The organism is Paraburkholderia phytofirmans, assembly GCF_046028095.1.
GTDB lineage: Bacteria > Pseudomonadota > Gammaproteobacteria > Burkholderiales > Burkholderiaceae > Paraburkholderia > Paraburkholderia phytofirmans_A.
This window is the reverse complement of sequence record NZ_JAQQDJ010000008.1, coordinates 111,463-124,798: the sequence shown is the minus strand read 5'-3', so window position 1 is coordinate 124,798 and position 13,336 is coordinate 111,463. Positions and strand designations below refer to the sequence as shown.

The following is a 13,336-nucleotide window of genomic DNA, read 5'->3' as shown; positions in this document are numbered from 1 at the left end:
TCCCAGCGTCCCGATCTCGCTGACCGGTCCGTAAAGTCGCATTGACGATGAATCGCCTTCTTCGATGAGCCAACCGAGTCGCCTCTCCTGCTCCGCGCAAAGGAAGACTCACCCGGCGAGAATGCGGTCAGTATTCGAGTCTATTCGACAAGCGGGATCGCGATTCTTGGCCTGGTACATCGCGAAGTCCGCCTTCCGGATGAGTTCATTGGAGTCCTCACCCGCTTTCAGAATAGCCATTCCGAAGCTCGCACCGACCGCCTCGACCCCCCAACGTGAATTCAGTGGAACCCGCAGTGCAGCCGTCAATTCAGCGACCATTTGCTCGACTACGCCGGTTATAGCGTCAGCCTCGAGTACAACCAGAAACTCATCTCCGCCGAGGCGCCCTACTACGCCACGCGCCTGTACGGTAGCGTGCAGGCGCGCGGCCACCAACGCAAGAATTTCGTCGCCGCACTGGTGGCCGTACGTATCGTTGAGTTCCTTGAAGTTATCCAGATCGACAAAAACGACAGCGACTTTTCCGACCGCACCCGGCGCCGCGATCGCTTCATCGAGCAGGTCCACAATCTTGCCGCGGTTCGGCAAATCCGTCAGCCGGTCAGTTTGAGAAAGACGCCGCAATTCTTCTTTGCCGTTGAGGAGTTTGACGATCAGAGCAGTAATCCAGGCCGATAGTGCGGCGAGCATCACCGTGATGGTCGAGGCCATCGTCACATACACGCGGCGCATCCTGAAGTAATCGTCCAGCGCCTCATCCACGGAAAGACCGGCGACGACAGTCAAACCATATTTCTCGAGATGGCGACTTGCTACCACACGTTCGACGTGATCGATCGGATCGAAGAAGTCGGCCAGCCCCGTCTTGCCGAGGGGCACATAGCTGCTCGGCAGCGCCTCGCCGGACCGGCTCGGGGAATTGCCCGCACGACGCGACAACATGAACCCACGACCGGACAAAACGGCAATCATGCCGCGCTCGCCCAACGCAGCATTGTTGTAGAAGCCATCGGTCAGATACGCCGGGTCTTCCGAGACGATCACCACCCCACCGAAACTTCCGGCGGGACGGTCGATACGGCGGGTTGCCTGAACGGACCACTGCCTGGAAATGCGTCCAATCACAGGCTGGCTGATGAAGAGCCCGATGTTTTCAGGGGACAGGTGGACGCGAAAATGTTCCCGGTCCTTGAGATCCACCGTGCCCGTAAATGGCAAAGTCGACGTGATCACGCGGCCGTCGGCACCCGCGACAGTGACTTGTAACGCGGTGTCCGCGGTAATCAGTCCGTATGCCCGGTACGCTGCCAGGTCGAAGGCTTGCGGCGTACGTTCGTAACCGTATTTGACCAGCAACGCGATCTCGTCGACATCGTGGACGGTCTTCAGCGTATGGGTTTCCAAAGCATCGGCCAACGTGCGGGCCGCCACGCGCGTGTCGCGCATCACGGAAGCCTTCTCGACCTGCAGGCGCAACAGGATGGTGACCCACAATATGCCGAGGACGAGGACGGTCAGCGCGGGCACCAGAATTAGCGCGTGGCGGGAGGATCTGGTGCTTTTCGTGGCGTAGATTGTTCGATCCATGGTTCATTTTCACACTGCACAGGCGAACGCGAGTCTCTCAGTGCACCGAATGATCACGACGTTTCGGCAGCACGCTTGACGACGCCAGCACGATTCCTGGCTTTTTCAAATGAAATGGCGAGTCGGCCGTTTTCGGGTCGCGCAATGCTATAACGACAAACCGCAAAAAAAGTTTATTGTTTTTGATGAAATAAAAAAAGACGGTCGTTTCGTCTGAGGATAGATGGAATGCCATGCTTGTAGTAGGCACAGAACCGATAACGAAGCAAGCCACGCCAGGCCTGGCAAAACGGTCAACGGGAGTAATCGCGGCTCAATACCGTCAAAACGAGAAAAGTTTATATCTATTTAAATCCGGACGATTCAAATTCCATATAAATAAATTCGGCGATTGAATGATTTTTAATTTATAAAATAATCACCCCAGTCAAGGGGAGCGACGACAGGCAATACCAAAGATCGTGAAGGTTATGCAAGCAAAACGCCGTCGATCCACACCTCCGGCTTGCCATGAAGCACGTAGACGAACTCCTGTTCAGTACTTTCGGCGTGCGGATATGAGGTGCGCCGACCCGGCAGAAGCCTCACATGATGAATGCCGATCCGCGTAATACCCATCGCGGCGGAGAGCGGCGCGTCGAGGCCCATCGGTTCGGAATCGCCGCGATAGCAATGCGCATCGGGTTCTTCCAGTTCGGTCCAGTGTTTGATGAAATCGGGGCGGCCCATCGCTTGTTCTCCTTGGGGACGACAAACGATGATAACGGGTTGCGGAGGGCAATGACCGACCTCTCCGGATTGTCATAGACAGGACCTGATTTTTCTCAGAACGAGTGGCGGATACCTGCCATGACACCCAGTTGCCCCATTCCCGGCGCCGGCGTCGTGCCTCCGCCGCCTTGACTCACGGTGTACGCGGCATGGGCGCTGTTGAACAGATAAGCGCCCTGCAGGTAGACCGCGGAGCGCTTCGATAGCAGATACGTAGTGCGTAGCGCGGCGATCGTGCCGCGCGTGTCGTCGGCCCGATTGACGATGCGGTACACGCCACCGTCGACGATAAAGGCAGGCGTCACGTTATACGCCGTCGTCACGTAGTACAGATTCGAGCGCACGTCCGGCAAAGCAGGCGCTACCGTTTCGACGTGACGGCCAAGCCAGCCCGCGCCGAGCTTTACCTGACCGATGTGCCCGTAGCCGTTGAGTTGCATCCGCACGTCCTTGTCGCCCGAATTCGTCAAGGCAAAGGGCGCCGTGCCGTCGTACAGGTTGGCCGCCGCGCCCGGGCCGCCGCGTTGTTCGTCGTAGGCACCCGCGACGCCATAGCCGTTCATGTCGTAACGCAGCATGGCCGACCATTCGCGGCAGCTTTGTGAACTGCCCGGAATCGATCCGGCGCACGTGCCCTGCAAGGAGACGTGGAGACCATGAAATACCAACTCGCATTGGGCAGTGTGTTGCTCGGGATCAGCGCTTCATCGTTCGCGCAGAGCAGTGTGACGTTGTACGGGATCATCGATACAGGCATCGAACTGGTGACGCATGCCGACGCGGCGGGCGATCGCGTCGTGCGCATGCCGGGCATTACCGGCGAATTGCCGTCGCGTTGGGGCATTGCAACCATCGTCGCGAGCGGCAGTCTTGGCCGCGCGGCGGAAGTGCTGCACGTCACGCAACCCGCGCTGAGCCGCACCATCAAACGGCTCGAGGATCAGGTCGGCGCGCCGCTGTTCGAACGGCACTCGAAGGGCATGCAGCTTACTGCGATCGGCAGCGCGCTGTTGCCTCATGCCACTCTGTTGCAACGCGAAGCCGAGCACGCGCGCGAGGAAATCGATGCGATGCGCGGTCTCGCCAAAGGAACGATACGCGTCGGCGCGGTGGCGAGCATCGCCACGCTCGTGCTGCCGCTCGCGGTGAGCGGCGTGCTCGCGCGCTGGCCGAATCTACGCGTGGAGATCATGGAGGGTGTGTGGGACCGGCTTGCCGATAGTCTGATGAAGCACGAAATCGACCTCGCGCTCAGCATGGCCGTGCCCGACACGGACGAGATCACGGCGATTACCGATTGCCGGTGGGAAGACACGAGTTATGTGGTCGCCGCGCTCGATCATCCGCTGCGGCGCAAGGCAGACCTGCGCCTCGCCGACACGCTCGATCAGCGATGGTGCGTGCCGCCGCGCGGCACGGGTCCGTTCGAGCACATGCAACAGGTATTTGCGGAACACGGGTTCGGCATGCCGCCGATCGCGGTCGAGACGCGCTCGATCACCGTACTCAAAAGCCTCGTGACGCGCGCGGGATTTCTGAGCTGGATGGCCACGCCGATGTACGACACCGAGGCCGCAGCCGGCGTGTTCGATACGCTGGCAATTGCCGGCGTACTGGGACGGCGCACGTTGACTGCGTTCCGGCGGCGGCAGGGAATTTTGCCCGGCCCGGCAGTGAAGTTGCTGGAGCAACTGCGGATGCTGACCGCGTCGCACAACTGATCAAGCGCACGTGCACGCGCTTGAATAGCGCAAGAAAATCGCCCGGCTTTCGGACGCGTAGTTGCGTTCAGTTGGCGAAGCAGACCCGTTCCAACCAGATTTAATCGGCGCACAGCGGCGCTTGGTCCTCGAACGCTGTCGCATCCGCCTCGGCGATATGCCGCACGATCATCGCGTTGACGCTTTCAGCGTGCGTGAGCGGCCCCATGTGCCCCGCACCCTCGACGATCGCGAGACGCGCCGCCGGCAATAGCATCGGCAGACGCTCGGCGATCGCGCGAGTCGGGATGGGCGCGTGCTGGCCGCGCATGATCAGCGCAGGAACACGCAGACCCATGTAGGCGCTGGCGGGCGTGCGCTCGTCGAGCAGCGCGCGGAAGTCGAGCGGCGCCTTCGGCGCCCAGCGCGTGAGCGCCGCCTGTACCGAGGGCCGCAACGCTTCCCACGCGCCCCGGCCGCCCCAGTAATCCACGAACGAAGCCGCCGCTCCCCGATAGTCGCCACAGGTCACGCCATCGGCGGTGCGCTTTGAAATATCGATGATCTCCGCAAGCGCATGCGCGCCGTGCGCGCCCATCACCTTCAGTAAATGAAATGCCGAGGGCTCGTAGAGCGTAATGCTCGCGATGCGCTCCGGGCGTTCGAGTGCCGCGCGCAACGCCACGCCGCCGCCATACGAATGGCCGACGAGATGCACCTTGCCATGCGACGCGTCGATGATGCCGACGGTCCTCGCCGCCTCGTCGGCGAGCGTGAAGGCGCGCTCGCCGTTCCACGGGCCCGTGCTGTCGCAGCCGTAATGCTCGGGCGCGACGAACGCGTGGCGCGGGCCGAGCGCCTCGCCGAGCTTGCGCCATTGGGCCGCTCCCGAGCCGGAGCAATGCAGTGCGATCACCGACGTCGCGGACGTAAAGGCTTGCGATGTGAGAGTGTTATTCATAGGGTTCACGAGCTCAGGAGTTGGGCGCACGGACGCCGGAACGCGGAAGTCCTCACTATCGGCGCGGCGCGGGCGGCTGGCTATGATCGAAACACCGGCGCGCATGTCCAGGCGTCCAGACTGTTCGATCGACGGCGCGTTTTTGTGTGACCTCAGCGGTCAATCTCAGTCCAATGCATGCGGCGTTCGAGTTCGCCCATGTCGGCGGCGGACGCGAGGTACGCGTCACGACGATTATGTTCAGCACGGTCAAACGCCTTTCTCAACAACGGGTATAGATAGATGAACAAGATGAACAAGATGTCCTCCGGGTCGGCGAGCTGGTCGATTGCGTATCGGCACGAACGGGGCGCGATACCTGGGTTCCAGGCGCGCATCCGGTGCGGGACATCCGGGTTCGATGGATGGGCGGGTCGTGCTACGGCTGGACGCTATGTCATGCAGAGTCCATGCCACATTTCAGCAAGCCTTGTTTGATGGGCGTTTCAGCGGACTTTGAGGGATGCGGATGGGGTGAAGTGTCGTCGTGTGGCCGACGGCTATGCGCGTGGGAGTCGGGTTGCGGCAGACACGTAATCAGTACGTGTCGCGCTGTGTCGCGCTGTGTCGGGCGGCACGTCCCGGCGGATAAGAGTCGTCGATCGTGTCTGCGATGGCACACTTTTCGGAGGCCGAACGCGCTGCGGGCAACAAGTTCTGCCTGGGGACCCCGGCGTTGATAGAGGAACTGGTGCTGCCGGGTCTCGTGGAAGCCGACAGTGCGGTGTCGAAGCCTGCGGTCAAGGGCGTGGCGTGCGCCGCACGGCCGTTGATCGTGATACTCGTCTTCACAAACTGAGCGCCTCTCTTCGCATGCGTTGGTGACCCATGGCTTCGCCCTGGTCATGCGGTGCCCGAATGTGCTCGATATAGTCGTTCGTGCTACGACTCAACCGATCCGCCGGAATAACGTGATTCGCGCCTTATAACGCGAAAACGGGCAAATAACACGCACCGACAAAACGAACCGTTTGTTCGAGCGGACGAAGCAGCTCGGCCAGCGTATGTCCCACACGGCCATCTGTCTGATAAGCGGCTTCCGGACTGCCGGTCGATACGATCAGCCCTATTTCTTTGTGCACCAGCCGGTCGCCACCCGGACCGTATGCCCAGCCATAAGCGAGCACGTCGTCGAGCCATTTTTTCAGCAGCGGCGGGGTGCTGTACCAATACAGCGGAAACTGCAGAAAGATCCTCTCATGGCGTTCGAGAAGCACCTGCTCCGCGGCGACGTCGATATTCCAGTCCGGATATAGCTCATAAATATTCCGAATCGTGACCGGACCGTGAGCATCCTCGAGCCTGGATCGCCACGCCGCATTGATCTGCGACTCGGCAAGCTTCGGATGAGCGAGTATGACCAGTGCTTTCCTGCTCATGATGTCCTCCCTCAATGACGGAAATCGATGCGGTCGCGCTCGATACGCGCAGCCGGGCTGTATGTGATCACGATGCGTTTCATGTCAGGCTCCTTGACGGATAAGAAGGGACCTAGCGGCCCGGTGTCTGCGCAAGATCTGCTTTCGCGCTCCGGTGCGTCGATCCGTTGAGCCATTCTTGCCCGCATGAGCGGCCTGCGCCAATTCCCCAAACATGCGGGCCGTGTGTGCAGCAATGCACAAGTCCGCGCAAATCCACAGCCTTGCATCTAAAGTCAATCGTAGGCACAAAAATATTTGATTGAGATCGGCCCAGTCGGCCTCTAATATCTTTGTCCAGCTGCGTCACCTCAAGATTCGGACGATTAAAAGAGAAAAGGAGAGCATCCATGTTCGACTGGGAGGATTTACGCTATTTCGTTGCGTTCAGTCAGGAAGAGTCCCTCGCCAAAGCGGCGCGGCAATTGAAGGTCGACCACGCGACCGTCGCGCGGAGAATTGCTTCACTCGAACAGGCCCTCGAACTCAAGCTGGTCGATCGCCGCCCGCGCGCCTATGTTCTGACCACAGACGGCGAGCGCATCGCCGAACGCGGCAAGCGCATGCAGGCAGAGTCGTTCGCTGTCGAGCGGATGTCGATCGCCGGGCAGGAAGTCGTTTCCGGCGAGGTGGTGATCAGCGCGCCGCCCTCGATGGCAAGCAGCGTGATCGCGCCGCATCTCGGCAAACTGCGTGTGCAACATCCGGCGGTACATGTACGGCTTATCGCGGATACACGCAACGTGTCGCTCATACGGCGGGAAGCCGATATCGCCGTGCGCTTGAGCCGGCCGACGGAGGCTGACCTTGTCGCGCGCAAGATCGCCGTTATTCCATTTGCACTCTATGCGTCGCCGGACTATCTGGCGTCCCATGTCGCAGAGGACTATGAGTTCATTGGATACGACGACAGCATGGACGGAACCGTGCAACAAACGTGGCTGGACGCTCAGGCGAATTCGCGCCCGGTTGTGTTCCGCAGCAACAGTCTCGATGTGCAGGTATCAGCGGCACGGGCGGGCGTCGGCGTGGCCGCCCTGCCCTATTTTCTTGGCGATTGGGACGAAAGCCTGAGCCTCGTCGAAAGTACAGGTGAAGCCTTGACGCGTGAAGTATGGCTGTCCATCCACAACGATCTGCGGCACGCGCCGGCCATTCGCAGCGTCATGCAGTTCATCGCCAGCTGCTTCCCCGGCGACGGTTGATACCCGCGGCACAGCATAAAAGCTTGTGCATTTCTTCACGGATCATCCGCATATTTCGGGGATTGGCAGATAGAAGACCGGTAGCAATAATCAGTTCACCGATCGACGAACGACACGAGACAGAGCGTAGATCCTCCGCCTCGTCGTTGAACGTCTTCTCTTCGATCTTCCAAGGAGCATGAAATGAAACGCGTACTGATCCCGGCAGTTGTTATTGCTACTCTCATCGCATCATCCACTGTGTTCGCCGAACCGGCCACCTACGGCAAGACTCGCGCGCAGGTGCGGGCCGAACTGAGCCAGGCTCGCGAAGCGGGTCTGCTCGACGCGCCCGATGCCACGTACCCCGCTGCCCAGTTGCGCGCGGCAGCCGCACTGCAGGCCCCTAACACGGGTGCCACGAACGCCAACGCAGCGGCCGTGGGCGGCACTGTCACGGGCCACTCTCAAAGCGGACGCCGCACCGTGAGCGCGCCCGAAGCACGGGACAGCATCTATTTCGGTCAATGAACGTCGCGTAAAGCAGGCATGCGCATCTCCAGAACCCGATGCGCATTTCTTCACATGCGACGTGCAGCGATGGGGAGTTCCGTGACGCCGGCCAGGCAACTACGATGAACTCACCGTAATCAGTCAAGGAGTAACGTGATGGAACAGTTCAAGATGCGCATCGGCAACGAGTGGCGCGGTGCGAGCGATGGTCGGACATTCGAAAGCCTGAACCCCTACAACGGGGAGATCTGGGCCGAGGTGCCGCGCGGCACCGCCGAAGATGTCGACGCCGCGGTGCGCGCCGCTCATGCAGCGTTCAAGCGCGGCCCGTGGGCAACGATGACAGCGAGCCAGCGCGGCATGGTCCTGCACAAGATCGGCGATGCGATCGCCGCGCATGCGGAAGAGCTGGCGGACATGGAAGTGAAGGATAACGGCAAGCTGAAAGCCGAAATGCTCAAGCAGATGGAGTATCTGCCGCAATGGTTCTACTACTACGGCGGCCTCGCCGACAAGGTTCAGGGCGACGTCACGCCGTTCGACAAGCCCGGCATTTTCCACTACAGCACTTTCGAGCCGCTCGGCGTAGTGGCGACGATCGCGCCGTGGAATTCGCCGCTGCTGCTCGCGGTATGGAAAATAGCGCCGGCGCTCGCAGCAGGCAACACGGTCGTCATCAAGCCATCCGAATTCTCGTCGGCATCGTCCATTCTGTTCGCGAAGCTGTGTGAGGAAGCCGGTGTGCCGGACGGCGTCGTCAATATCGTGACCGGCTTCGGCAAAGAAGTGGGTGAACCGCTCGTCGCTCATCCGCTGGTCGCACGCGTCGCCTTCACCGGCAGCGAGGGCGGTGGCCGCCATGTGTACGAAAACGCGGCACGTTCCTTCAAGCGCGTCTCACTGGAACTGGGCGGCAAGTCGGCCAATATCGTATTCGAGGACGCGAACCTCGACGATGCCGTGAAGGGCGCCGTGACCGGCATCTTCTCGGCAACGGGTCAGAGTTGCATGGCCGGCTCACGGCTGCTCGTGCATTCGAGCATCCATGACGAGTTCGTCGAGCGGCTGGTGAAGTTCATGCAGGACGTGCGACTGGGCGATCCGATGTCGCCGGAGACGAACATGGGCCCTGTCTCGACCCAGCCGCAACTCGAAAAGACCTTGTACTACATCGACGTGGCGAAGCAGGAAGGCGCACGCCTCGTTCTGGGTGGCGGACGTTCCACGCAGCCGGGCACTGAGAACGGCCTCTTTGTCGAGCCGACCATTTTCGTCGATGTTCGCAACGACATGCGCATCGCCCAGGAAGAGGTATTCGGACCGGTCGTAGCGGTCATCAAGTTCGATACGGAAGAAGAAGCGATCGCGATTGCCAACGACAGCAACTATGGCCTGGCGGCCGGCGTCTGGACGCGTGACCTGCGCCGCGCAATGACGGTACCGAAGCAGCTCGAAGCCGGCAGCGTGTGGGTCAATGCCTATCGCCTCGTCAGCTATCTCGCGCCGTTTGGCGGTGTGAAAGCGTCGGGAATCGGCCGCGAGAATGGTATTCGTGCAATTTACGAATACCTGGAAGCCAAAAGTGTCTTCATCAATCCCACACCGGGTGTCGAAAACCCGTTCGTGCTGAGTTGAGCTGAGCAGGCTGTGCGGCCAGGACGATCGCCAACGTAGTCACACGCTGACGATCGTCCTTAAGCAAGGACACTGACTGAAAGGTTGGCAAGGCAATGCGTTCGAAATGGATACCCTCTTATAGCCTCGTGATGTTCGCAGGCCGGGTGGCACTGGCCGCGACGCTCGCCTTACTCTGCTCGCTGCTCCTCGGTCTGCACGAACCGCATTGGGCCGCATGGACCGCGGTTTCCGTCGGGCTTCCAGCACGCGGGGACGGTCTGCTGAAGTCGCTCAACCGGGCGATCGGGACGGCAATCGGCGCGCCAACCGGCGTTCTGCTTACTTTCGCGGCGCAAGGCAGCGAGCCGCTGCTCGTCGGCTTGCTGGCAGCATGGCTCGCCGTGTCTGTGTATGCCGGTCTCTCGCTGCGCCATTACCGCGCCTACGCGGCGGTGCTGACCGGCTATAGCGCGGTCATCATTGCCATGTCGCTCACGGGCGAAGCCGGTCAATTGTTCGAGGTGGGGCGAGATCGTTGCGCCGGCATTTTCATCGGTATCGCCAGCGCCTTGCTTGTGCTTCTCCTGTCGCGCGACGTGCAAAGCGGACACGCAAGCCGACGTATTCGTCGCGCGATTGCGACGGCATGCACCTGGGCCGCGGACCGGCTTGCCGGCTTGCCGCGCGCATGGGCCTCTGATGGCACCGGCCCGCAACGGCTGCGCAACCAGTTGAGCGATATCCTGACGCTTGACGGCGCCGTTCACAGTGCGGTCGCCGAGTCGCCTGCGCTATGGGCTCGTGCCGGCCGTTTGCACAAGGTCGTGCCGGCACTGCTCGATCTGCTCGTCGTGTCGAGAAGCGTCGAGCGGAACTTCAATGAGGCTGCCGCCAGCAATAACCCGATAAGCGAAGAGGTCGAATCCGCCGTCGCTACAGCATCCGCATTGCTCACGTCCATCGCGGGCGCACTGCACGACGATCCGGCACGCGACATCGAAAAGCTGCCAGGCTTTCGGCGTCAGGCGCAGGCATTGCGCGGCATGCTCGTATCCATTCAGGCACAAAATGCAATTGAACGCCGGCGCATCGATCTCGTATCGGCACTCCTCGGCGCAACGGAAACCGCACTGAGAAGCTATGCCGCATTAACAGGGGAACGAGGAGGCGTCGATACCGATGGCTATCCAACCCCGGTCTACGCACTCGATGTTAGCTATGCGATCGCTGCGGGGTTGCGCGCCGGGTTCGCGTTACTGTTGGCCGGCGCGATCTGGATCGGTACCGGTTGGCAAGGTGGACCGCTGTTCGTCGCGTTTACGGCAATCGCAATTGCTCTCTTCGCCATCCGGCCCGACCCGCGAGATACGGGTCGTCATTTTCTTGCATCGGGCGCGGCCGGGGCCGGCGCGGCGTTCCTGTTCTACGCGACGGCCTCGCCGTTACTCCCTCACGCAATGGGCGTTTCGCTCGCGGAGGGCGGCATTGTTTTCCTTGGGATTGTTATTGCCTCCCTGCTTTCGAAAACGTTCTGGGCGTCGGGTTTTTGTCTGGTATTCCTCGTCGTGTCGGATCCGGAGACGATCGCTCATACGACCACGGTCGCCATAAGCGCGCATGCGCTGGGCGTGCTGGCCGGCTCCGCGCTGGCCGCGCTCGCATTCCATCTAGTGCCGTCGCGCAGACTCGAACACCAGTGGCGCAAACAGCGCCTCAGACGGATAGCCGGCGCGATCAGGGCCTTGACCGCTTCGCCCATCCCGCGGCAAGCCGCCGAAATGCGCCTTGCGTGGCAATGCCACAGCATCGATACGCTGGTGCGACTCGCTTTGCCCGCCGCCTCCGTCAAGGAGGTGAAAGAATGCATGGCGTGGATAGAGATTGGAGGTGAAGTTCTCAAGCTGAAGGAAGCTTCGCGCGCCGGGCTGCTTCCATTGAATGCTCGAAAGACGATCGACGACTTGCTGACGGACCTTCAGAGTCTCGAACTACAATCGTGGCACACGCGGCTGCTCGTAGCCGATGCCGAACTTCGTGAAGATAAGCTTTCCGGCAATCAGCACGTACTGGGGACTCGCGCGGTGGTTCTTGAACTTGTCTCGCTTATCGAACACATTGCGACGGCGGAAAGTTGCGCTGACGGCGCAGAGCATCAACTGAAATCCAGGAGCAATGCTGTATGGCAATGAATACCGATATCCGCTTCTTCCAGCTTATCACCGGGTCTTATGAGCGGCTCCTTGGCAAACCGCTTGTTCCCAACGGATTGAGTCTCGCCCAAGGCGTTGAATGGCTTTATGGCGAAGCGCCATTCGGCATTCTCGCGCACAACACCGCCGCTGATCCCGTGTTCGTCTACGGCAACAAGCGCGCGCAGTTTCTCTTCGACTACGATTGGGATGAGCTCACCTCGCTGCATTCGCGACTGTCGGCTGAAGCACCGGAGCGCAGCGAACGCCAGGCGTTCCTCGATCAGGTAAGTCGCGACGGATTCGTTACCGGATATCGTGGCATTCGAATCGCAAAATCCGGCAGGCGTTTCTGGATTGAACGAGCCACCGTGTGGCAACTCTGCGACGAAGACGGGACATATCGAGGTCAGGCCGCGATGATCCCTGAGACGACCGATATCTGACGCATCGTTCAAACTCTTCGCAGCTTGTTACTTTTGAGCGGAGAGGCCAGTCGTGACGCCCAAGCGTCTGCGCTGGCCTCCGGCACTGCGCCCTCTGCACTGGTTCAGCGACCCTTGAACTGCGGCTTGCGCTTTTCCGCGAAAGCCCGGCGCCCTTCGACACGGTCTTCCGATTCCCGCATTGCGCCCCACGCCAACTCGGTGAATTCCAGAGCCTGAGTCAGGGGCACGTTGCTGCTGGTTTCGGCAACCTTCTTGATCATCTGAACGGCGAGCGGCCCGTTACCCGCGATGATCCTTGCCAGTTCCAAAGCTTTATTCATCAGGAATTCAGGCTCAACCACGTCCGACACCAGCCCAACACGTTCGGCGTATGCTGCGTCGACCTTGCCACCGGTCAGCAGCATTTTCATTGCGACGGCGGAAGGAACCGCTTTCTGAAGCGCCTGAATGCCGCAGACGGCCGGAATGCTGCCCACCACGGCTTCAGGCAGGCCGAGCACAGCATGGGTGGCAGCAATGCGCAGGTCGCACTGAAGGGCCAGCTCAAGGCCTCCGCCCAGACAATAGCCGTTGACGGCGGCAATCATTGGCTTGAAGATTCGCAGCGAACCGAGTTCGATCAGGCGGACGTACACGCCTTCAGCAGCGGCGCGATCGATGGATTTGACGAACGACGAACCGAAATTGGTCGAAGGCGGCAGCGTGTTTTTCAAGTCCGCGCCCACGCAGAACGATTTACGCCCGGCGCCGGTCAGGATAATGACGCGCACATCTTCGTCATCTCGAGCCTCCGCCAGAACGGCGCGGAGTTCCTGCAGGCTCTCCAGATCGAGTGCGTTCAGTGCCTCCGGACGATCCAGGGTAACCGTCGCAATCTGATCCGAAACTGAGTAATGGATGGTCAT

The 13,336-nt window shown here is 60.7% G+C and carries 12 protein-coding genes and 2 pseudogenes; 7 read left to right on the top strand and 7 right to left on the bottom strand.

Annotated elements, in window-relative coordinates; genetic code table 11:
* Positions 1 to 108: 108 nt before the first annotated feature.
* The 3 genes and pseudogenes from PQR54_RS22495 to PQR54_RS22485 all read right to left on the bottom strand — a co-directional run.
* Positions 109 to 1,590: a diguanylate cyclase domain-containing protein gene (locus PQR54_RS22495; protein ID WP_408249471.1), complete on the bottom strand. Its 1,482-nt coding sequence runs from the start codon at positions 1,588 to 1,590 to the stop codon at positions 109 to 111.
* Between the two features lie 477 nt (positions 1,591 to 2,067).
* Positions 2,068 to 2,319, bottom strand: a pseudogene (locus tag PQR54_RS22490) (cupin domain-containing protein); the annotation flags it as partial.
* Positions 2,320 to 2,414: 95 nt separating this feature from the next.
* A pseudogene (locus tag PQR54_RS22485) lies at positions 2,415 to 2,999 on the bottom strand (porin); the annotation flags it as partial.
* 18 nt (positions 3,000 to 3,017) lie between these two features.
* Here PQR54_RS22485 and PQR54_RS22480 point away from each other — a divergent pair.
* The gene (locus tag PQR54_RS22480) at positions 3,018 to 4,082 is read left to right on the top strand and encodes a LysR family transcriptional regulator (protein ID WP_408249469.1); all 1,065 of its coding nucleotides are present in this window, start codon (positions 3,018 to 3,020) and stop codon (positions 4,080 to 4,082) included.
* Positions 4,083 to 4,182: 100 nt separating this feature from the next.
* Here the strand turns inward: PQR54_RS22480 and PQR54_RS22475 are convergent, their stop codons facing one another.
* Positions 4,183 to 5,022, bottom strand: coding sequence for an alpha/beta fold hydrolase (locus tag PQR54_RS22475; protein ID WP_408249467.1), 840 nt, complete (start codon positions 5,020 to 5,022; stop codon positions 4,183 to 4,185).
* A gap of 152 nt (positions 5,023 to 5,174) precedes the next feature.
* A complete protein-coding gene (locus PQR54_RS22470) occupies positions 5,175 to 5,321 on the bottom strand; it encodes a DUF3563 family protein (RefSeq protein WP_408249465.1) in 147 nt (48 codons plus the stop codon).
* A 353-nt stretch (positions 5,322 to 5,674) separates the two neighbouring features.
* Here PQR54_RS22470 and PQR54_RS22465 point away from each other — a divergent pair, with 353 nt between their 5' ends.
* Positions 5,675 to 5,860, top strand: coding sequence for a hypothetical protein (locus PQR54_RS22465; RefSeq protein WP_408249463.1), 186 nt, complete (start codon positions 5,675 to 5,677; stop codon positions 5,858 to 5,860).
* 124 nt (positions 5,861 to 5,984) lie between these two features.
* Here the strand turns inward: PQR54_RS22465 and PQR54_RS22460 are convergent, their stop codons facing one another.
* Positions 5,985 to 6,440, bottom strand: coding sequence for an NAD(P)H-dependent oxidoreductase (locus PQR54_RS22460; protein WP_408249461.1), 456 nt, complete (start codon positions 6,438 to 6,440; stop codon positions 5,985 to 5,987).
* Between the two features lie 332 nt (positions 6,441 to 6,772).
* Here PQR54_RS22460 and PQR54_RS22455 point away from each other — a divergent pair, with 332 nt between their 5' ends.
* The 5 genes from PQR54_RS22455 to PQR54_RS22435 all read left to right on the top strand — a co-directional run bounded on the left by PQR54_RS22455 (position 6,773) and on the right by PQR54_RS22435 (position 12,428).
* Positions 6,773 to 7,684: a LysR family transcriptional regulator gene (locus PQR54_RS22455; protein WP_408249459.1), complete on the top strand. Its 912-nt coding sequence runs from the start codon at positions 6,773 to 6,775 to the stop codon at positions 7,682 to 7,684.
* 183 nt (positions 7,685 to 7,867) lie between these two features.
* Entirely contained in the window at positions 7,868 to 8,194 is a 327-nt protein-coding gene (locus tag PQR54_RS22450; protein WP_408249457.1) for a DUF4148 domain-containing protein, read from the top strand.
* A gap of 138 nt (positions 8,195 to 8,332) precedes the next feature.
* Positions 8,333 to 9,811 (top strand): aldehyde dehydrogenase, encoded by a 1,479-nt coding sequence (locus tag PQR54_RS22445; protein WP_408249455.1) that lies wholly within the window; start codon positions 8,333 to 8,335, stop codon positions 9,809 to 9,811.
* A gap of 95 nt (positions 9,812 to 9,906) precedes the next feature.
* A complete protein-coding gene (locus PQR54_RS22440) occupies positions 9,907 to 11,982 on the top strand; it encodes an FUSC family protein (RefSeq protein WP_408249453.1) in 2,076 nt (691 codons plus the stop codon).
* Positions 11,973 to 12,428, top strand: coding sequence for an MEKHLA domain-containing protein (locus PQR54_RS22435; protein ID WP_408249451.1), 456 nt, complete (start codon positions 11,973 to 11,975; stop codon positions 12,426 to 12,428). Before PQR54_RS22440 ends, PQR54_RS22435 begins: the two co-directional genes overlap by 10 nt.
* A 104-nt stretch (positions 12,429 to 12,532) precedes the next feature.
* Here the strand turns inward: PQR54_RS22435 and PQR54_RS22430 are convergent, their stop codons facing one another.
* Positions 12,533 to 13,336 carry an enoyl-CoA hydratase/isomerase family protein gene (locus PQR54_RS22430; protein WP_408249449.1) on the bottom strand — a complete coding sequence of 268 codons (804 nt, stop codon included), beginning with the start codon at positions 13,334 to 13,336 and terminating at the stop codon, positions 12,533 to 12,535.

Excerpts from the sequence above, each read along its gene's own strand:
- PQR54_RS22465 (WP_408249463.1), top strand. The coding sequence starts at position 5,675 with ATGGCACACTTTTCGGAGGCCGAACGCGCTGCGGGCAACAAGTTCTGC.
- PQR54_RS22440 (WP_408249453.1), top strand. The coding sequence starts at position 9,907 with ATGCGTTCGAAATGGATACCCTCTTATAGCCTCGTGATGTTCGCAGGC.
- PQR54_RS22450 (WP_408249457.1), top strand. The coding sequence starts at position 7,868 with ATGAAACGCGTACTGATCCCGGCAGTTGTTATTGCTACTCTCATCGCA.
- PQR54_RS22475 (WP_408249467.1), bottom strand. The coding sequence starts at position 5,022 with ATGAATAACACTCTCACATCGCAAGCCTTTACGTCCGCGACGTCGGTG.
- PQR54_RS22460 (WP_408249461.1), bottom strand. The coding sequence starts at position 6,440 with ATGAGCAGGAAAGCACTGGTCATACTCGCTCATCCGAAGCTTGCCGAG.
- PQR54_RS22445 (WP_408249455.1), top strand. The coding sequence starts at position 8,333 with ATGGAACAGTTCAAGATGCGCATCGGCAACGAGTGGCGCGGTGCGAGC.
- PQR54_RS22435 (WP_408249451.1), top strand. The coding sequence starts at position 11,973 with ATGGCAATGAATACCGATATCCGCTTCTTCCAGCTTATCACCGGGTCT.
- PQR54_RS22495 (WP_408249471.1), bottom strand. The coding sequence starts at position 1,590 with ATGGATCGAACAATCTACGCCACGAAAAGCACCAGATCCTCCCGCCAC.
- PQR54_RS22430 (WP_408249449.1), bottom strand. The coding sequence starts at position 13,336 with ATGACCATCCATTACTCAGTTTCGGATCAGATTGCGACGGTTACCCTG.
- PQR54_RS22480 (WP_408249469.1), top strand. The coding sequence starts at position 3,018 with ATGAAATACCAACTCGCATTGGGCAGTGTGTTGCTCGGGATCAGCGCT.